A 20,802-nucleotide genomic window follows, 5' to 3' on the forward strand; every position below is an offset into this window, starting at 1 on the left:
CCAAAAGTCCCCTTAGTTAAATGGATATAACGAGCCCCTCCTAAGGGCTAGTTGCAGGTTCGATTCCTGCAGGGGACACCATGACTACTTCTAAAAATATCTTATAACATCTAATTTTCACATTAAAACCAGTAAGTTAAACACTTTCATTGTCTAGTGTTGTCTTGTATTGTTTAGTGGAATCTAAGTGCTAATGTGTATATTATTGAGTATAGGTCTAGGTTCAATGGGAAAACTATACACATTATGCTGCTAACAGACATCCAAATTCGTAAAGCAAAGCCTAAAGATAAGGCGTATACCTTGAATGATGGTAACGGCTTATCAATGCTTATTGAGCCAAATGGCTCTAAAGGCTGGCGTTTTCGTTATCGATTTGCAGGCAAACCCAAGATGATCTCTTTAGGTACTTATGACCAAGTATCTTTAGCTGATGCCAGAAGAAAAAGAGACGAAGCAAAAAAACAGCTATCAGAAAACATCAATCCTAGTGATGCACGTAAATCAGAAAAGATAGCCCTTAAATATGCCACAGAGAATACATTCCAAGCTGTTGCAATGGAATGGCACTCCTCCAAATGTTCTACTTGGACAAAAGGCTATGCAAGTGAAATATTGCGTTGCTTTGAAAATGACGTTTTTCCTTATATTGGAAGTAGACCGATAGACCAAATAGCGCCATTAGAATTACTTGCCGTTCTACAGAAGATAGAAAAGCGTGGCGCACTTGAACAAGCAAGCAAGATTCGTCGCCGTTGTGGTGAAGTATTTAGATATGCAGTCATTACAGGAAGAGTAAAATATAATCCTGCTCCCGATTTAGCCGGAGCTATGAACAAGCCAGAAACTAAACACTTTCCGTTCCTACGTGAAAATGAAATTCCTGAATTTGTCAAAGCGCTGAATAACTACCAAGGCAGCAAAGTAACTAAATATGCTACCCAGCTATTAATGCTTACTGGTGTTAGAACTGTAGAATTGAGGCTCGCTGAATGGTCAGAATTTGATTTTGAAAATGCAATTTGGGAAATACCTAAAGAGCGCATGAAAAAGCGTCGACCTCACCTAGTGCCCCTGTCACCACAAGCTATAGAGATCCTTGGCAAGCTACAAGTGATTACGGGTAACTATCCAATACTTTTTCCGGGTCGGAATGATGCTAGAAAACCTATTAGCGAAGCTAGCATAAATAAGGTTATCGCTAAAATTGGCTACAAAGGTAGACTAACAGGTCATGGGTTTAGGCATATGATGAGCACAATTTTGCATGAGAAAGGCTTTAATAGTGCATGGATTGAATTACAGCTTGCTCATGTTGATAAAAATTCCATCCGTGGAATTTATAATCACGCTTTGTACTTAGAAGGTAGAATTAAAATGATGAATAATTACTCGGATATAGTGATCAAACCATCATCAGTCATTAATTGATCAATTTTGGTTGTGTTAGCTCCTTTTTCTTCAAGTTCACCTCTGAACTTTATCCAAATACTTGAGTGATTAGAAACATTACTTTTCTTTGTTTTGTTATATAAATTAGATAATATATCATCTATTCCTGTAGCCCATATTATTTGGTTAATACCAGCAAAAGCTGAATTATCAAGTGTCCCATTTAAAGTTTTATTTAGAAGTTCATCTGTAAAGTATTGGCTATATTCCAATAAAATTAAACCGTTATTAAATGCCTCATTGAAGCTGCTTGATTCTATAAATAAATCAACAACATTTAAAGCCAATGCTTTGCAGGGAAGAGCTTTATAAATAAGCTTTTTGTTATTAAAATCAAGTCTATTTATATTGTATAAAAACGAACTAGTCATATCTGAAGTTAAATCAACAATAGCATTAACTTTATTTTCTAATAAGCTGTTTACATTCATATTTTTTAATAATTGTTCAAGCCTATTTTTTATCGCGTCATCTGCTAATTGCCATAGTTCTGGTTTGTAGTAAAGGACTCGAAATAATCTTTCAAAGTTATCATCCACAGCATCTGCAATTAATGGAATGAATTTTTCTTTACTGACATCTTTATAAATATTATGATTTAACCTTTCTATTGTAGAAATGGAATACATCATGTTTCTCATTAAAGCTTCTGATACGACCTTATCATCTCTAAATATTCTTTTAAAAATCATTATAAATAAATTTCTGAATACAGAGCTCTTAACTCTGCCTAAGTATCTTTCTGAATTAAGTGTATTAAATGCTTTATTTTCATCATCAGGAAAAGAATTACTATTTATAAATGTATAAATAATATCTAATATAGCCTTACCGTTAACTGGACTTACACATAAAAGATAATTACCTGCCATTACTATATAGGCTCGAACTAGTTCAGACTTCGGCACAAACTGAACTCCATCAGGTGAAAATGTTGGGTGGGCGCATATGTTCCTATCAAATTGAATTCGTTCAAGTTGAGTACGTTCAATCAAAGAAATTATTTCCAAATCTTCTTGAGCTACTTTTAGTATATCTTTTTCAAAACTCAACATTCCTGCAACATTATTTGAATTAATATTATCTAGTTGGCTTTTTAGCTTTATAGCTTCAGGATCTCCTGTATTAGCAAGTTCTAGTATTTTTTGTATAACATCAACACAAATAGCAATCCATGTCGACGTTACAGCTGCTCTATATGCGCCTGCCCTGTAAGAAACGATTGCCTCTTTCAAATATCCCTTAGAATGTAAATTTTTCACTCCAGATAATAATTCATCTAAATCTGTTAATTGATATTCCATTGTTTTACCCAAATTTAAAATACTAAGATATTAGTGTGTTTTTTCTGGTTTCATGATATTAACACAGCTCGCAGGATACGAAATATCACTATTAAAGGAATAAATTATGATGCAACAAAACCAACCCGTTACACAAAATCCAACAATCACATTCGCCCTTGATGGTGAAGCCATTCCACTGAAAAACATCAAAGTAAGCCTATCCGTTCAATTCCAAGATAAAGACCAATCAGGACAAACATCCAGCACAGCAGTAGCAGAACAAGGTGTTAAGCCAAAGGAACTTCGTATCACTGGGGTTATTAATTTTACGGATGGGGCTACCTTAGCCCGATTATTTACACTCGCAGAAGCGAAAGAGAACGGCAAACTTAAACGCTATCGAGTAGCGAATCATACCGCTAAATCGGTAAATTTTCGGATTGGTACATTTACCGGAAATATCGATGCGTCTGAAATTAATGGGCAAATGGCTTGGCAAGTTTCTTTTACGCTAAGAGAACATTTATCTGTTTCTGAGAAAAAAGAAATTAGAGCCGTGAGTAAAGTTAAAGCTAAAGTACAAACGGGTAATCCGAAAGCCCCTACCACACCAACTAAAGAAGATGACGTTGAGTTAAATGCATGGGAAAAAATCTTACAAAAAGTTGATAGGGATTGGATTGGCCCTGCATGACCCTTGTAATTTGCATTATCCGCCACTGTAAGCCCTCTAATTATCAAGATGCACCTCCCCAATCAATATAAGAGCCGTGCTCACTGTGACTGACTAGCGAATCACAGTGAGCACGAATGAAAAGTTTTTACCACGTAAAACGCACTACACCGCACCCGCCTGCACAATTTGGATCTAAAAATTATTTCAGTTTTAAAATTCTACAAACCCTATCGCCAAGCCGCGCCAATACTAGGGCGTTGCCGAAAATCTCAAACTGAAATATGTGAAAAGATTTTCAGTAAATTTCAGTTTTCAGGTGGAGTGCGTTTAGTGAATGACAGTACAACCAATTGAAATAAAATGATTTTTCTATTTTACGTGAGATTTTTACTTGAGCGAATGCACCGCATAAAAACTGAAAAGCCAGTTTTTATGCGGGTTGCGGAGAATTGAAAAACTGAAATCGAATGAAATTTATTTTGCTAAATGACACTTAACGTTTAAGTGACTACTTCAAAAAATTACTGTGAGATAGCCACGTAAAATACAAATCAATCATAACGGCAAAATAGGTTGGTTACTGGCTGACTTCAAATTACTTGGTTGTATCGTGTGTGAGAAAGTCAGGGTTAACATGTAAGTATGACCACATTCAAAATCATTACAGGAACAGTAAATATGAGGAATGTTATCAACGCCCTCCATTTGAATTTTTCGAATTGTTGCCTGTTCACCGCAAACAGGACAGTACACTTTCATGACTCGCATGGTTAATCACCTTTTCCTTAATGCCTTCCAGAATAAAGCCAATTAAATACATACCTTGCTATTTTAAAGGGTAACAGGTGTAACAAGGGTTACAGCCTTGAATAATAAGAACTTATTTTGTTACACTTTCAAAAATTCAAGGTGTAACAGGTGTAACAATCGCTAACGTGTTACACCTTGTTACCCATTTAAAAACAAAAAGTGTAACAGATAAAATCCTTTTAAATCATATCTGTAACCCTTGTTACACCTGTTACACTAAAAATATAAGATGGTCAGTTTTTATTAGAGAATATCCGATGAACCGAGGACTTCACTGTTAAAGACGTACACCCGTTTCACCCCTATTTCTGGTAGGCGTATACTGGTTTGGGCTTTCCCATCGTTCCCCGTTTCAAGCCAGCCTTTCTCAATACACAAACGCACCACCTTTCGAGCGTCAAAACCTTTGCAGATTTCTTTCCATGCCGTCGGTAATACGTAAAATTGAATTGTTGGTTCTTGGTTGCATACCCCTTTTTCGACACGACGAAAGCCCATCATGTTCATCGGACGGCTGTTTTCGTCATACCAATCGGCAAAGCGGCTAAATTGATTACGTGAAATAAAATCGGTGATTTGTTCTAACGCGGTCATGTCTTCCTGATTAGCGGTATGACCACGTTCATTCATCCATGCATCTAAACAGGTTTTTGCGGCTGTAAAGGCTTCACCTTCTTTCCAGCCTGTAATCCCCGCTAATGTGGCAATTTCCCCCGCCATTGCCACAAGCGCAAAGCGCGTGATAGCTCGCCCGACTTGATTCCCTGCATTTTCAGGCGTCAATTTAGCGGTGTACTCTTTTAATAACGCTTTAGCCGTACTGGAAATAAACGTTAAATCATTGGTGAGATATTTCAGCCAATCACGGAACGGAGAGCCATGATATTTCGTGACGGCTTGCTCAAGGTGCTCCGCTAAGGCTTTACCACTCGCAAACTGGTGCAAATCCTCAAATACACCGTGTTTACCCGAATCACTGGGGATTTGTATCATACGGACTTCAACCCCTGCATAGGTGCGTTCGCCCGCATTGGCGGCATGTTCAACCAATGACAGTTCGCCTGTTGAGAGAAACAGTAGGTTCCAGCGATTTGTTTCTCTGACGCTGCCGTCTGTTTTTGCGCGGGCTTTACCTTGACCATTTGCCAGCATGTAAGCAATGTTACCCGCTTCGCGTCCGTCCACTTCGCGGATTTCATCCAGCATTAACGTAGCGTCATTACGACGGCAAGCCGTTCCCTCAAGCGCATTACCTGTTGCCCGCCATGTGTACCAGTAATCCGTACCACCACAAACCGAAGCCGCCACTTTCATTGTGGTGGTCTTACCGTCTGTTGATTCGCCTTTTAAATGGTAGCCACCGCCCCCCACACCGACTAATTTTAATAATGATGATGCAAAGGCAAGACTCACAGAAAACGCCAGCCTAGCGTTTCCTACGCAATATTTGCCAATATGCTCTCGCCACTCCTCGCTAGTGCCTGCAACCCTAAAATCTTTACCTTGTACACTGGAGGTTTGCAAAATAACGGAATCTGCCCCTGTTCCAACCACTTCATCCTGCAAGACATACACGTTGCCATGCCAGCCCGTTTTATTGACGCAAGTGACTTTTTTCTCTGGTCGGCACAATGAAATGTATTCCATTAAATGCGCGCGAGCCTGCCCCGAAATATTGATATAGGAAAGTCCGTTCACCAAAAGGACACGACGTAATTCTTCACCGCTGCCGCTTAACATTTCCATTGGCATTGCCCATTTACGGCAATTTCCGTAGGTATCATCCCATTCCAATAAACGGCCGTAATTACTGCCGTCCGCATCACAGGTAATTGCGGTAACTTTTATCGGGCTACTGATTTTGATGTTTCTAACCTCGGTGTCACCATCCGATTTATTCACCAATTTGTCATACCACAAATATTCTTGAGTCAGCCTAAAGCCTTGAGGTAAATAGGCTTTATCTTTGCCGCAATAAGTCATTTCCTCAAAAAAGGCTTCTTTCACTTTAACAGTGCTGTTTTCTTGGCGGTAATCATCCCAATCCGCTTTGTAATGGGTGGGTGGTAACGTGATCCAACCGTCAACCGCTTTAGCCGCTTTTTCTGCCCACAATTTGCCCGTATTTTCTTTCCCATCAATATAATCGTTATCACCCGCGATAATGATTTTTGCTTGTGGGTAGCGTTCCCGTAATTGTTGAGCAACTTTCACTAGGTTAGTGGCGGCAACCGCTGCCACAATAAACGAATCAATCACTTTTGATAGGCTTAAGCCTGTTGCAAAGCCCTCTGTAATCACGATTTGCTCAAGGGATTCTTGTGCCTGACCCGACACAATAATAAAGGAGCCAGAGAGTGCAGAACCAGATAACAGGGCTTTCTCACCCGTTGGGCTGATTAGTTGCCCGCCTTTCACCAAAAACAGGTTATCAACCAACGGAAGCAATAACGAACCGATTGGAAATTTCAGCTCACCTTGTGTATAGTGTTGCTGAATGATTAAGCATTGGTGATTGGTTAAGCCCTTATTTGTTAGGTACTGGCTTTCCCCTGAAAGAGACAAGGCTTTCAGCTTTTCAAATGACTCAATGCCCCGAGTAGCGCTAACCTTTTTTATCTGGGTTGGCGCTATTTTTTTGAATTCAGGTAAAAGCAGTATTTTATTAATTTCTAAACAGGCGGTTTTAATATCTTGCCCTGTCACTAATTTGAGTAAATCCAACCCATCACCGCTGCCACAGTGATTACAAAACCATGTGCCTTTCCCGTTCTTATCATCAAAACGAAAACGGTCTTTGCCGCCACATTTCGGGCAAGCCCCATGTTTATGATTATCAGGAACGGTGACGCCCAAATTATTTAAAATATATCCCCAACGACCATTTGCAGATTTAACAATATCGCTCACTGATGGAGTCCGTGCTTGTGCCATCGAAGAATTTTGATGAGTTTGATTGTTCATTATGTAATGTCCTTGTTCATCAAGCTACTTTCAGTAATCACCTGCTCAACTTGCTCCGCTAAACATTCCATGACTGCCGCCATACCCTCGCTGGATACATGGGGAGATCCACTAATCACATTGGCTTCGAGTAAATCAGAAAGAAAAGAGGCTATTTGTGCAGCCCTTAACAATTGTTTCTCACCTGCGGGGGAAATGACCGTATTTCTTAGAGGATTGTTTTTCATGATTATTCCCCTTTTATTGATTCCACAGGTAAACGACCTGCGAATAAGAGAATAAAATCACGAACAAGTAGACTTCTTGCGCTTTGTTCGGTCGGTGCTATCGCTGAAAGGCGGCACGGTTTTGCAGTGATATCTGAACGTTTTACACACAAGAAAAGAAATTTAAATTGAGTTTGGGTAGGGATAGCCATCATAACGATGATCTCCTTGCACTTGGTTAAGGAGTCACCACCAGAGGTTCCAATCTCTAAAGGGGTGGTGACGTTGAGAGGGTTGGAACTACTGGCGTACAAGGAGACCAGCCAACCTTTCGGTTGCCCTAACAACGCCACCATTGAATTCGAATAGGCGCAATTCGCCATATGGTTGGCATTATTTACGACATAAAAAAAGACGCATGAGGCGTCTACTGTCGCCTTGTACATATTCAGGGTTCCAATCCTGACGCTAGATTTTGCTAGCGCATAAGAACTATAGCCCAACCCTTTAGATAGATGCAACTTTTTTATTTTCATGATTGAAGCCAGCTTGATGTACTGTTGATAAATAGAGGAATTAGCCCAGCGAGAAACTGGGCTAATTTCTTAACCTGCTGAAATGGCAGAGAACCACCGATTTTTAGTGCCTTTTAATCCATCCGATAAATTAAAGGCAGTGGGTGAACTGAGCGATACACGGCTCTTTTTACGTGAAAAATGAGAACGGTTAATACTGAACTCTAAACGGTTCGTTCCCACGCTGGATGGGCTATCCGTGACAGCCAGCCCACCAAGATAAAAAACGCCTTTTTGTCCGCGAAAATCCTCTTCCACTTCGATAGAACAAAACAATTTTTGTCCTTGTTTGTTGTACTCCACCAACTTCAAATTGGGTCTTAAACGTGCATAGAGCTTGGTTTCTCCGTTACTCTCTTCCGCTTTAACGGCTAACACTTCGCCCAAGTTATCCAGTTTTCGATTATGCTCTTCCCATATGAGCGCGGTGTAATACGCGGGGTCATAACTATCAGCAATATCCAATAACCATTTAGGCTCAATATGCCGCCCGTCTAGTGTTTGCCCTGATGTAGCCACGCAAATCCAAACAGTCGTTAATTGAGGTTCAATCCTTTCACTCATAGTGAAAATACCCCTTCTTCAATCTGGATGGCGTTTTCATCAATGGCAGCATATAGATTCCCATCTCCTAAGCCATAGCCCTCATTGCGTAGATAGCTATGCTCATACACCTTTCTATCGTCCACAAATTCAGCACGAAAACGGCGAGTGTGCTTTTGTGTATAGATATGCAAGTTATCAAGTGTGGTGACGACCAAACGACGACCTGGCATAAACGGTGGAATAATGGCAAAACGCCCTGCAACGGTACTTAATGCCATTTGGCTTGCTTGAATATCTGCGGGTTTATCGGATGCCGCGAACAGTTTCTCGCGGTATAACCCTGCTAACTCTGCCCCCACCAACACCACTAAACGCGGGTCTTCACGGTATTCTTCGGGGATCTTTTTCATAATGAGATAGTTAGCCATTGCATCTAAATTCGGGAAAGCACCGTCTTTTCCTAATAAAATTTTATCGGTCACTATTTGCGAACCTTCGTTAAATTCGGCTGCGATTGCGTGCCAGCCTTTATTCACATCCTGACCGCGTTTATAAACCTCGGGCTTCGTGGGATAACCGCAAAACTCACCATTAAAACCGACGCGTATCATGTCCAACGAAACGGCTTTAGAAAATAATTCTGACATCACTTTAGTAAAATGTTCATCATCCCCGCTGCCGCTATTGGCAATCATGGACATCTGCTCAAACGAAATCGCGGCACAGGTATCTGTTTCCTCTAAAACATAAGGCATACCTTCAAAATTAATATTCTTATGGAATCGTGTCGCGATAGTACGCCCTGTGTGAAGCGTATTATCACCAAGGTTAATGGTATTTCCGCGTTCTTCGCTAACATCTGCCAGCGTTAATTGATTCATAAACCAACTGGCATCTGAAATAGCGACACGTAATAAATTTTCAGAAGGCTCAGAAATAGAAAACATCTGGCTATTTTCAGATAAATAATTAGCCCCACGGGTAAAATTGGCGTGAAAAGTCATTGCCACATCTGGAATAGTGGTTACGTACATAGTATGTTCCTTATATTTTAAATTATAGATATTTTAATTTTTGTTGTAATCTGCGCTCAGCATTAACCATTGATTCAGCAAATTCTTTGGCGGTTAATATTTCTTTTAAATGAGGTTCTTTGTTACTGTAATAATGCTTATAATATTCAATTCGGTATGTCGGTGTGTTTCTTAATGTATATGGATCTTTTGGTAAAGTACAATTGCTTATAACATTATCAATACATTGTTCAAACGTACTCATTTCATCCAATATAAATTTACATGATTGCTCATGCCCCCAACTCATATCTGATATCAATGAATTTAAATGACACTGTTGATTTGGTAACGCATTTAATAAATCAGATTTAATCCCTTTAACTTTTTCTGATATCATCCATTCAATAACAGGCTTTAATAAACCGTAAAGGCCATTAATTTTATTGAGTTTATCATTTTCATTTTTAACATGGCTTTGTTGCCGCTCTATCGCCCGATAAGCATCTTCAGCCCATGTTTTTGCGCTTGGTTGGTGGGCGGGCTTCTTGAGCTTTCCATTTTCTAGGTTTGACATGTATTCTGTTAAACTATTCAATTCAGCCGTTTCTTTTTCAGAGAGTTTCGAATAGTTAGAAACAACTCCTTCACCTTGCTTTATCAACAATTTAATTTCTTCCACGCTAGGAATTAAATTATCAAAATCAAAGTTAGTTAGCTCACAAAACTGTTTTATTTTATCTTTCATTTGAGACAATCGATATAACTCAATTGTCCGTATAATAAATCCAGTATCTTTACTATCATCATTTATAGATGCAAACTTATAATTAAATATATACGATAAATTTTCATCTTTGTAATAAGATATATTTTTCATAATGTCCTTTTCCTTAAATTGTTGTTTATCCATTCATGTACTTCTGATTCTAACCAAGCAACAGAACGTGATCCTATTTGTACTTGGCTAGGAAACTCTTTATGTTTCATTTTAAAATAAATAGTAGAACGAGGTAGCCCAGTTAATGAAATTACGTCTGGCATTCTTAACAGCCGACTTTTTTCGGAGTTAAGATTACCCGTAGGTAATAAACTCATATTTATTCCTTTAAGATTAATTTAGACTTTATTGTATCTCGTGAGATGCAGTTATATTTGCATAGAATATTAATTTGGTAAAGTCAGTGAATATTTAACTCGTTCAATTTTATTGAACTATTAATAGCTGATAGCTAATTAACAACCGTTAACGGTAATTAACAATAATGTTCAAAAAGTAACCATTGTGTCTATTTGCATTTATTTGGTTTTATTTGCACTTCCTACTATTTTTTTGCATACATCTAAATTATTGCCCTTCTTTTTTGTAAATATTTGTAAATAAATTGATATGTGATAAATATAGTTGTTGTTTATGAGGTATTCCTCCCCAAAAAACAGAGTGTTCATAGATGGGACATTCTCATAAAATAAATCGGGAAGATTCATATGAAAAAATAACGTTTTGCTGACAATCAGAACATTTCAATTCTGAAACAGGGATTACCATGATTCCAAACGGAATGTATATAATTATGTATAGAAAAATAAAAATTAAAATAAAAGTTATATTTTATCAGTAAGATAATTAAGGGAATCGATTCCTGCAGGGGACACCAGTACGACTTCTAAAGACCTCTCAAGACTTCCAATTTTTCAAACAAAAACAACCAGTTAATTGTTTTTGACTTCCAAGAAGGTCTAGTAACTTCTAGTGGGATCTAGCACCATAAAATTAAATTTAATCTGAATTTGAATTTAAATATGGGCTTGTTCCATTCAAGCCCTTATTGCTAGCTAATTAAAGTGATGGGATGTGATTAGTTAAATGTCACTAACATTTCCGTAGAAGCGGTTACATCCCCTACTGGTAAATTGCTTCCACCAGAACATAATCGCCAAGTCACATTATTATTCAATACTTTCGTTGAATCTGCCGTGGTAATATTGCCTAGTTTAATTTGTTGGTTATCAAAAGTAATTCCGCTAGTTAACCCACAATCACCGCTACCTGTTACATTATTAATTTCACCAGTAATATAGCCACCACCTTGGTCTAGGCTCAATTGTGTCGGTGTATTATTATAAAGCCCAGATATAGCACGAAATTGCACATTAATATTGGCATCTATTTGGTCGGTCGGTTGACCACAGGTTATGTTCAATGGAGCGGTTACTGTTGCCAATTCACTATTTTGCTGTGTGTTACTACTTACCGATCCGAAATTAATTGCTGTTACTGTGTCAACAGAACATTCTAATGTTGAAACTCTAAGAGTAATATTGCTCGGTAAAATAGCTGTAGTAAGGTCACCTGTCCCAGTACCAGCTGCTAGGCTAGCAGCATACATTGGCTGCAATTGTATTTCACTACTTGACTGGCTTCCATCCGCTATCATTACCCAGCTTCCTGCAATATTTACAACCCTAGGTTCCATAGCGGCATAAAAATTAGAACTTGGGCTCATTGATGGAGGTAAGCACCACCCATAACCAGGAGAGGAGGTTACAATTTCATTATTGACTCCTATCCCCTCTGTCTCCGGTAATCCTAATGTCCCAGTTAGACTGGCACTCGTACCATTATACAATTTAAAGTTTACAACACCTGTTGCCCTTGGAAGCAAGCCAACACCTTCCGTTATTTTTAGTACGGGATAACCATCAATATTAGTCAGATTAGTACTACTCATACATTCTTGTTTATGAGAACTAATGACTAATAAACCATATTTCAATTGCAAGCTGGAATTATAAAGCATCTTATCTAGTGTCACATTAAAAGGCATCCCTTCCCACACAACCCCTGTACCTTTACCAATTGTTATCGTCTCGGATTGAGACATTGGAATATTTAGGCAAGATAACCCTAACAAACAACATACCACTAGCTTTATTATTTTCATTTTCCCCCCCCACAATCCAAACTAAAGGTTTTTATCGACTGACTTGCTATCGCATCACCCATTGCGGCAAAATTAAATGCAGATTGGCATTGCTGAGATGCTGAGTTTCCCCATTTAACGGACAATATTCCACTATCCTTTAAACCGTTTAAGTATACCTGCCCTGCATCACCGACAATGCCTGTACTATTCTCATGAGAGCTGTCTTTCACTGTCACTACGGCGCCAAATGGCAGTAGTTGTCCACGATGTTTTAACGTAATTAATGCTTGATAACCGACCCGCGTATTAAAGTTTGCTCGCACAATGGCCCCTTTCGTTGGATAAACATTGACACTTGACTGAGTGATATCCACATCTTCAGGTAAAGTGGCTGGGTTTAAATTGATGCTATTTTTTTGATAATTAGACAAATACGGTACCAACGCATACCCTTGGCTATCAGTTTTAATATTACCGCTCATAATCGAGGTTCCACTAGTATCTGGCGCGCTCACAAGCGCTGCTGAATTGCCGATGGTTTGGCCGAAAACAATCCCCTCTGAATGCACGATTGCCCCACCATTCGCACTCATATTCAGTGAACGATATTGGTTACTGTAGCTATACCCCATGTTGGCTGAACCTTTGCTGCCCTGATAACCGAGATTTAACGTGCTGGTATCATCAATATCGCGATTACTGTGCCCATGACTCAGGTTATAAGACAGGCGATTATCCAGTGTTGAGCCACTTAGCCCTATCTGTTGTTGCACATCTCCCTGACTGTTATGTGACATTTGGTAATTGGCATAGCTGTTACTCAATGAACCGGTGGAGGTAAACAAGCTGAAAGGTACCTGAAGGTTCAATGAAAATTGTCGATTTTCAGGCCAGCTATTGTCTTGTTTTATCCGATCAATGCTGTAATTCAGGCTATAGTTCACACCATATAGTGAACTGTTATATCCAGCAGAAAGTTGGTCATTAGTTTGGCCATTATTCCAATAGTCTTGACGCGATGCAGATAAATAAAGGGAGCCGTAATTCCTCAAATTTTGATTTACACGAACCTGAAAGTTTGAACGCTGGTGATATTGCCGCCACGGAACTTGGTCTTCATTCAACTGATAACCTGTATTATTAAAATCCGCAAAACTATAATAATTTTGAGTGGAATAACGATAAGCGGCTAAATCAATGGAAGTTCCTGTGCTTAATAAGCTTTTGGAATAACGTAGCCGATATGAATTCCCAGATTGGGTGTTAGTCTGTGCTTTTACGTTTGCCCGTGAAGTCGTGATATCAGAGGATATAGCGCCGAAATCCCCTAACGATAACCCTACACCGCCCATAAAAGACATATAGTCTTGAGCCTGTAAGCTTCCGCCATAAAGCGTGATGTCATAGGGTAGGCCATAAACTAGCGTTGCCAACGCAAAATCCGATTCCCGAGAGCCGTGCGTGATATTTCCATTATAACGCCCTGCAGTAACTTCATATTTAAAGCCACCCGGTCGTTGCATAATCGGTAGTGAAGAGTATGCAATGTCCTGTGTTCTCACCGTACCATCCGCTTCCGTGATCGTTGCCGTTAACTCGCCACCTTGCCCACTTGGGTATAAATCATCAATGCGATAAGGCCCCGGCGCCACAAAAGTTTGATAAACAATATTGCCGTTTTGTGTGACAGTGATCCGTGCGTTAGACTGTGCTACACCACTAATAACAGGTGCAAAGCCTCTTAAACTGTTAGGCAACATCTCTTCATTGGAATTGAGCTTAACGCCACGAAATGGAATACTGTCGAACACATCATTACCAGAGCTATTTTCCCCCATCAAAATTTCAGATCGCCATGGCTGAATATCTCTCGCCACGTAGGTATTATTGAACTGGGTTCGTTGGTTGGTTTTCGTTCCTTGGCCCTTAGTAGCGTTTTCATTACGACTATAAACCATATCACTGCGAAGACGCCAAGCTTGCCAGTTTAGCCCGCTGCGAATATTGGCATAGAGGTTTGTCTGCTCAGATGAAGGCGTATATTTGCCACTATCACGCCAGTTACGGCCACCGTTAAAGCTGTAATTCATCATGAATGCTGGAATGCCTTGATCCCATAATTCAGGGTCAACATAATTACGTACCGCAGGTTGCATAGCAATTTGTGGGATACTCAACTTAAAACTCAATGTAGGGAAATCAAAAGACCAAGATGCATCTGGAATAAGTTGCTTTAAATCATTGATAGGTTTATCCACCGCCAATCCCTGAAATGCAGGTAAATGTTCGGTGTCTATGCCGACCTTATTTAATAATGCTGGCGTCATTTCTGGTTCCACAACACCTTGCGGGTTAGGTTTGAACGAAATGACATATTGACCTTTATCACTTCCATTAACCAATAGTGTGATAGAGTACGTTCCAGGGGGGATTTGCCCTGACGTTTCATAGAAACTTAAATCAGCAATTTCAGTTTGCCCATTGCTCAGAGCCAATAAATTAGGGTCAAAGTAATCTTTAGCCAATACACCAGATGCCCCTGTATAAACAGAAACCCCCATAAGTACGGGATAAAGTCTCATTTTATTTTTTTTCTTCATCATGGGATGACGTCCATAAATTCCGATAATTAAACTGGATGATTGACTAAAGGTTATAGTCCTTGGCTTATGGTTTTGGTGTTCCAGCCATCTTCATCGATTAATTGCCAAGTCACTTCCCCTTGTACCGCTTTTGGCAATGAATAAGTTTGTATTCCTTGTGCAGGGACCATTCGGCGCAATGCAGCTTTATCAAATACATAATCACCAACCTTTAAAGCTGAAAATGTCGCTTGATATTTCGTTGGGTTTCTAACCTGTAATTGGTTACTGCGGATTGAAAATTGCAATTTATCTGCCATTTCAACAACACCACGTTTATTTAAACCATCTGGTCTGTAAAACAGCTTTAAATTATTCACAACCACCATCGAGATATCGTTTTTAGTTTTATTTTCCTGAGCGGGTATTGCTCGCATCGAGATGTAATAAACAGATTCTTTATCGTTTGGTACTGGGTTATTATTTCGACGGATGCGAAGTGTTAACTCACTATTAGCTTCAAGACGTGTCAATGGTGGCGTAACAATAAAAGGAACATCCTGCTGTAAGGTATTATCTATATCTGCGTCCCCTGTTTCTGGAATAACATTAACTACCTTTGATTGAAGAAGATAAACATTGTTACTTTTATTATGAATTTTCAACACCACACCATTTTTATCACTTTGCATATAAATGACGCGTAATACATAAAATGAAATACCACCATTCTCTTCTTCTTTAGCATTGTTTTTTGAAAATACGCCAGAAGAAAACAGCAGTGAAAAAATAAACAGATAAATATATTTTAATTTCACTTTCATACCCCTCAAATACGGTGATGACATTCAGGTGATAAGCCACCAGCATCAGTAATGATTTTCCATCCAGCTGTTTTCCCTAAAAAATTCTCAGGGATTTTTAAATAACCAAATGTGAAATCATTGATTCGTCATAGCTCAAATCAATTTTTTGGTTATTCATTTTTAGCTCCCCTATAGTGAGATAATAGGGAGTTGGATTGACTATTTCTGTTTCATTGTTTTTTTTGTTGAACAACAAGCTACAATATATTTTTTCATTTGGAGCAGTTAGGCCTAATGGCCGATAAAATAATTTAATACTAAATGCAATACCCATCGATAATTTAGTCACATCCTGTTCCTCTTTTTTTTGTGCAGGAATGCCAATTACCGATATATAAAATAGTGATTCTTGTTTTGTCGGTAAATTCAAATTATCCGCTATAATTCGTAATACCTGCTGGCTCTCCGCTTTTAAAGTAAATAATGGCGGTGTTATAATAAAATCACTTGATATAGTCTCTTTTAATGAGGTTAAAACTCGGCTTTGAATTAAGTAGTTTATTTCACTCGTATTTTTCACTGTTAATGGAACAGACTTTTTATCTTCATTAAAAATAACCCGTGTCTGACTGAGACTAATTCCTCCCGAGTTTGCATATACAGTCTGTGTTAATAACATCAATATAATAAGAAAAAATCTTTTTTTATTGTATCTAAGGTTTATATTACACATTTTGTGTTATTGATAATTAAATTCAAATAGAAGCTTGGCCGTTACCACCCCAGTATTAACGACACTGCACCCACTATTGCCACCACAACTGACTCCGGCATAAAAAGAAAGCTCTTGATTTAAAGGTGTTTGCCCCCCTGCCGCGAGCGGGTATGTTGCACCATTTTTAACCTCAGATTGGCTATAATTAGGCACCGAATTACTTTGAATGACCAAAATACCTGCCCCTGATGACGAGCTAGTATCCTGTCGAAATAGCCACTTATTGTCTTGAGTCACACCCGTCCCCGTCACTTTAACGATTGGTACTAAACCTTTGACGCTACTTCCCTGACAATCAGTAACTTGTAAGGTAAATGGTTCAGCTGACACCAATGTTTCTGCAGTTAGTGAATTCTGGCTAATATCCCCTAAAGATAGGGCTGATTTATCTAAACTTAATGTACAAGTACCCTCATTAATTGTTGCCGAAAAATTTAATATGATTGCTGATGTAGGTGGTACTACTAAAAATAAGCCTAGAGTTACCGCTAAAATACATTTAATGACTTGTATAAGCATTATTTCCTCCGATATCATTTATTGTTTTCCACTCAATAACTCCGGCTGTATTTTTCATTGGATATACATGGTTACTGAACGGTGATATCATTAATTCTTCAGGAGTATTTAATGGTATTTTCTTTCCTCCAACGGTTAGTGAAGATAAGCTGACATAGTAGGGGGAATCATTAACAACTTTTAATCCGTTCTCCATGACTAAAAACTTCAGGTTTTTTTGCGCTTCTTCTGAAGTCGTTAATAAATTGGTTGGACGATAAAACACCTTAATTATGTTGCCCACTGCAAATTGAATCGCTGCGGGTATATCATCGGATGCCTGCTCATTATTTATTTTTTTACTGGCTGGTAATGCAGATGTATGTAAATAAAATACAGATTCCCTATCTTTAGGTAAGTCAGTTGCATTTAATGTAATCCGAATTAGATTAACGCTATTTGGTTCCAAACGAAATAAGGGTGGTGTCACCGTAAAAGGAGCAGACACCATACTATCTTGAGCCCGACTTATTCCTGCCTGTACCAAATAAATAACATTATCAGTCGTATTTCGTACTGTTGTACTAATATCTTTGCTCCTTTCGGGATATACCAACCTAGTGGCGTTAATACCAAAACCGTTGGCATAGGAAAGAATTGAACAACACATCGCGCCCAATGCAATAAAAGAATAAAATATAGTAGAAAAAATACGTTGCATTCAAAAACCTCAAAAAATAAGTGTAGTGAGTTATAAAAACTCACTACATACTTAATTAGTTGTAAGCAAAGCTAAATAAAATTGGTGCATTTACTACACCAATTTGAGGTGTAGTAGATGTCGCTGCTAATCCTGCTTGAAATGCTAATGTTTTTCCATTGAACTCATTTGCGTTCGTAGTACTTGCATCCGCAATTTCAATTTTTTCTTGGTTCGTAATATAGGTTGTTGGTGATCCCGCTAGACTCAGCATGATGCCGGAATCTGTTCCTGTGCTATTAAACATATTGGTATTCCCTCCCAGTGTTTGGCCTGATACCACAACATTTGCAGTATCGCCTATGGCTTTGGGATTTTCACAGCCACTCAAACCAATAGTGAAGTTTTTAACGCTTGCAGAAAGCGGAGTTGCCACAGCTTGGGTAGCAAATTGTGATTGAGCAAAGTTACCTAAATCCAAATTCGCAGCAGATACAGACACATCACAGGTCGCCGCAACGACATTAGCGGTGATCGTCATTTGCGCATTTGATGCCGCATTAGATAAAGCTGAAGTTGATAATAAAATCAAAGCAGTTGGAACTAAAAATGTTAAATTACGCATAAATTAATACTCATGTTAAATGTTTAATATATAGTTTATTTAGGCTCTGATAATTGATATCAGAACTATAGGTTAGGGAAATAAGACATTCATCTCAAATTAATGAGCCAGTAAATTTATTAAATTAATAATGAGAAAATGAACCCAATGAAGTATTAGGCCCGTTAATAACTATAATTAAAAAAAACACATCCAGCAATATTCGTTAAAAGATGACTTTTTTAAAAAAAGACACTCGAATTATAAAAACAATTAAAAATCAACCCAATGAATGAATATAAAATTAAAATCAAAATATTAATAAATACTATATTTACAAAAATAAAACATATCTTTTAGTATTTATTGCTTATAAACTAATTCCAGAAGCAATGCTACTAATTATGACAATCAGCGTAAGAATAAAATTAACAACAAAACATCATTTACGCTTTAATTAACCATCAAAAAAAGAAAATGAAATTTAAGATTTTATATAAAGCCATTTCATTCAAACTTATAAACAATCCAACAAACCATAATGTAATAAAATTTACACATAATTTTTTCTTTATTTACAACTTAACTTAACCTTATATTTTTAAAGAAAATTAAAATCAAAAACATCGTTAAAAAATAAATAAAATATATTTTTATCCAATTATGATTGTTTACACAATTGTGACTTTTAACTATTATTTCCACTCCTGAAAAGTAAACCACTTAAATAGATAGATAATATGAGATTAAATAAAAAAATCGGATTGTACATTCGATACGTAAGAAAAAGTCAAGGAATTTCAGCTGCAAAACTAGCACAACTTATTTTTATAAGTCAGCAACAAGTTTCAAGGTATGAACGGGGTATTAACACGATAAGCCTCGAAGTTGTTTTTAATATATTGAATATATTAAATATTCCTATAGATGACTTTGTCGAGAAGATAATAAAGCCAGAGCAGGAAGCTTTATATAATAAGATGATAATTGAATTAGAAAGAGAAGGCATTATTAGTAGTACCGTGAGTAGCGATACGTGCTCAATTAAGAGTATAAATAAACCCTGTAAGTAATTCTATGTATTTACCTTTTTATTAAATATGGCCGTCTAGACGGTCACCGAAATCAATAATAAAATGACTCATTTACTATTTCCAGTTTTGAATTGGCATACTCCATTTTTAGAAGCTGATTCAATTGCTAAATAAATCACTTTCCGCACAGAGTCACCACTGGGGAAGACCTTATGTTCTTTAATCGTATGACGGATAACGCTGTTTAATGGCTCTATGGCATTGGTTGTATAAATCGCTTTGCGGATATCATCAGGATAAGTAAAAATGTATTCACGTTTTCTCAGAGTGAGTACCAACTTTCACTAATTTTTGAGTATATTTCATCTCAGATTAAAGTGAGTTTCGCCAACAATATCAGTGCGAGAGCTTCTGTTGTAGCGCGATAAACGGTTTTTAGACCCGCAGTACAGTCTCTATAAACTAATAGTATCAATTTTGAATAAATTATCAGAAATTACCTAGAAAATGCACATATAAACTACCGCTACACTCTCTTTTTAGATATTAAAACTCATGCATTTAATCTAGTGAATATCTTTTAAGAGATTCCTTTCTTGATTAATATTTGTATCATTCATTTGATTAACAAACGAACTATTACGGTTTTACTCTATTTTGCTAGATAGATACACTGATCTTATCTTGTAGCCTAACCCAATATCTAATACCTTATTATAAGGTAACCCCATAATATTAATATTTTTCTACTGAACTATTTCAACCATTTTTATTCATTTCTTAAAGAGTGGCTCTACATACCTAAAGATAACAGTAATATGACAATAATATTTCATTCTTATTAAATTTGATTCTTACTTGAGTATTTTTTTGCATTTAATCCCACTTTATATTTAACTCAATCATTGAGGTGATTTAGATTATTACTTCATGTTAGTGGTATTTAATAGATAACAACCATATTTTATGTTTCTACGGAGATTGTTATGAAAAAAGTACTCTATACCCTACTAATCCCTGTACTACTATTGTCCACTACACCCGCTTTTTCTTGCGTAATGTGGGGACAGCACACATGTATTCAAGACTGTAAAAACGTCCCTTTTTGGTTATACCCAGTTTGTTTATATGGAGGGACTAATAACCACTAATGACAGTGATATTTTTCCCATCTAATATTAAATTTTAATCGTGTAGGAGACGGGATTTCTCCCGTCGCCCTCTTATACTCAACTACATGCGGCTACATACCCGCAATTACGCTAACTCTGTATCATTAAAAAGTTGTATCCATTTGCCATTACCTGACGACGCTACCGTATCTCCTTTCGGTGGCACAAACCCCGGT

General features: G+C 37.7%; 19 protein-coding genes, 1 tRNA gene and 1 pseudogene. 4 read left to right on the plus strand and 17 right to left on the minus strand.

Features of this window, described 5'->3' with window-relative positions:
• The first annotated feature begins 6 nt into the window (after positions 1-6).
• A tRNA-Arg gene (locus tag PSF42_RS16120) sits at positions 7-81 on the plus strand.
• Between the two features lie 165 nt (positions 82-246).
• Positions 247-1,431: a tyrosine-type recombinase/integrase gene (locus PSF42_RS16125; RefSeq protein WP_164528655.1), complete on the plus strand. Its 1,185-nt coding sequence runs from the start codon at positions 247-249 to the stop codon at positions 1,429-1,431.
• Here the strand turns inward: PSF42_RS16125 and PSF42_RS16130 are convergent.
• A complete protein-coding gene (locus PSF42_RS16130) occupies positions 1,389-2,756 on the minus strand; it encodes a hypothetical protein (protein WP_272680362.1) in 1,368 nt (455 codons plus the stop codon). The two genes, PSF42_RS16125 and PSF42_RS16130, sit on opposite strands and share 43 nt — an antisense overlap.
• Before the next feature lie 106 nt (positions 2,757-2,862).
• Between PSF42_RS16130 and PSF42_RS16135 the strand changes: the two genes are divergently transcribed.
• The gene (locus tag PSF42_RS16135; RefSeq protein ID WP_004906882.1) at positions 2,863-3,432 is read left to right on the plus strand and encodes a baseplate complex protein; all 570 of its coding nucleotides are present in this window, start codon (positions 2,863-2,865) and stop codon (positions 3,430-3,432) included.
• 537 nt (positions 3,433-3,969) lie between these two features.
• Here PSF42_RS16135 and PSF42_RS16140 read toward each other — a convergent pair.
• The 15 genes from PSF42_RS16140 to PSF42_RS16210 all read right to left on the minus strand — a co-directional run bounded on the left by PSF42_RS16140 (position 3,970) and on the right by PSF42_RS16210 (position 18,441).
• A complete protein-coding gene (locus PSF42_RS16140) occupies positions 3,970-4,182 on the minus strand; it encodes an ogr/Delta-like zinc finger family protein (RefSeq protein WP_164528653.1) in 213 nt (70 codons plus the stop codon).
• Between the two features lie 285 nt (positions 4,183-4,467).
• Positions 4,468-7,188, minus strand: coding sequence for a DUF927 domain-containing protein (locus tag PSF42_RS16145; protein ID WP_164528652.1), 2,721 nt, complete (start codon positions 7,186-7,188; stop codon positions 4,468-4,470).
• Positions 7,188-7,415 carry a hypothetical protein gene (locus PSF42_RS16150; RefSeq protein ID WP_004912432.1) on the minus strand — a complete coding sequence of 76 codons (228 nt, stop codon included), beginning with the start codon at positions 7,413-7,415 and terminating at the stop codon, positions 7,188-7,190. The genes PSF42_RS16145 and PSF42_RS16150 overlap by 1 nt, the downstream gene beginning before the upstream one ends.
• 2 nt (positions 7,416-7,417) lie before the next feature.
• Complete coding sequence (locus PSF42_RS16155; protein ID WP_164528651.1) at positions 7,418-7,930, minus strand: host cell division inhibitor Icd-like protein; 513 nt, start codon at positions 7,928-7,930, stop codon at positions 7,418-7,420.
• A 69-nt stretch (positions 7,931-7,999) separates the two neighbouring features.
• Positions 8,000-8,533 carry a GPO family capsid scaffolding protein gene (locus PSF42_RS16160; RefSeq protein WP_164528650.1) on the minus strand — a complete coding sequence of 178 codons (534 nt, stop codon included), beginning with the start codon at positions 8,531-8,533 and terminating at the stop codon, positions 8,000-8,002.
• Entirely contained in the window at positions 8,530-9,549 is a 1,020-nt protein-coding gene (locus tag PSF42_RS16165; RefSeq protein ID WP_164528649.1) for a P2 family phage major capsid protein, read from the minus strand. Before PSF42_RS16165 ends, PSF42_RS16160 begins: the two co-directional genes overlap by 4 nt.
• Positions 9,550-9,571: 22 nt before the next feature.
• Positions 9,572-10,441 (minus strand): hypothetical protein, encoded by an 870-nt coding sequence (locus PSF42_RS16170; protein ID WP_238789291.1) that lies wholly within the window; start codon positions 10,439-10,441, stop codon positions 9,572-9,574.
• Positions 10,405-10,626 carry a helix-turn-helix transcriptional regulator gene (locus PSF42_RS16175; protein WP_004912445.1) on the minus strand — a complete coding sequence of 74 codons (222 nt, stop codon included), beginning with the start codon at positions 10,624-10,626 and terminating at the stop codon, positions 10,405-10,407. Before PSF42_RS16175 ends, PSF42_RS16170 begins: the two co-directional genes overlap by 37 nt.
• Positions 10,627-11,387: 761 nt before the next feature.
• Positions 11,388-12,473, minus strand: coding sequence for a hypothetical protein (locus PSF42_RS16180; RefSeq protein ID WP_272680363.1), 1,086 nt, complete (start codon positions 12,471-12,473; stop codon positions 11,388-11,390).
• Complete coding sequence (locus tag PSF42_RS16185; RefSeq protein ID WP_272680364.1) at positions 12,470-15,058, minus strand: fimbria/pilus outer membrane usher protein; 2,589 nt, start codon at positions 15,056-15,058, stop codon at positions 12,470-12,472. The genes PSF42_RS16180 and PSF42_RS16185 overlap by 4 nt, the downstream gene beginning before the upstream one ends.
• 50 nt (positions 15,059-15,108) lie before the next feature.
• Positions 15,109-15,855, minus strand: a complete 747-nt coding sequence (locus PSF42_RS16190; RefSeq protein ID WP_272680365.1) for a fimbrial biogenesis chaperone — start codon at positions 15,853-15,855, stop codon at positions 15,109-15,111.
• A 103-nt stretch (positions 15,856-15,958) separates the two neighbouring features.
• Positions 15,959-16,522 carry a fimbrial biogenesis chaperone gene (locus tag PSF42_RS16195; RefSeq protein WP_272680366.1) on the minus strand — a complete coding sequence of 188 codons (564 nt, stop codon included), beginning with the start codon at positions 16,520-16,522 and terminating at the stop codon, positions 15,959-15,961.
• A gap of 60 nt (positions 16,523-16,582) precedes the next feature.
• Positions 16,583-17,137: a fimbrial protein gene (locus PSF42_RS16200; RefSeq protein WP_272680367.1), complete on the minus strand. Its 555-nt coding sequence runs from the start codon at positions 17,135-17,137 to the stop codon at positions 16,583-16,585.
• A complete protein-coding gene (locus PSF42_RS16205; RefSeq protein WP_272680368.1) occupies positions 17,118-17,837 on the minus strand; it encodes a fimbrial biogenesis chaperone in 720 nt (239 codons plus the stop codon). The genes PSF42_RS16200 and PSF42_RS16205 overlap by 20 nt, the downstream gene beginning before the upstream one ends.
• A 55-nt stretch (positions 17,838-17,892) precedes the next feature.
• Positions 17,893-18,441, minus strand: a complete 549-nt coding sequence (locus PSF42_RS16210) for a fimbrial protein (protein WP_125891361.1) — start codon at positions 18,439-18,441, stop codon at positions 17,893-17,895.
• A 719-nt stretch (positions 18,442-19,160) separates the two neighbouring features.
• On the opposite strand from PSF42_RS16210, the gene PSF42_RS16215 reads away from it, so the two are divergent.
• Positions 19,161-19,493: a helix-turn-helix domain-containing protein gene (locus tag PSF42_RS16215; RefSeq protein ID WP_248466686.1), complete on the plus strand. Its 333-nt coding sequence runs from the start codon at positions 19,161-19,163 to the stop codon at positions 19,491-19,493.
• A gap of 21 nt (positions 19,494-19,514) precedes the next feature.
• Here the strand turns inward: PSF42_RS16215 and PSF42_RS20835 are convergent.
• Positions 19,515-19,914: pseudogene (locus tag PSF42_RS20835) on the minus strand (transposase); the annotation flags it as partial.
• Between the last annotated feature and the right edge of the window lie 888 nt (positions 19,915-20,802).

The sequence above is a fragment of the Providencia sp. PROV032 genome (genome assembly GCF_028484875.1).
GTDB lineage: Bacteria > Pseudomonadota > Gammaproteobacteria > Enterobacterales > Enterobacteriaceae > Providencia > Providencia rettgeri_E.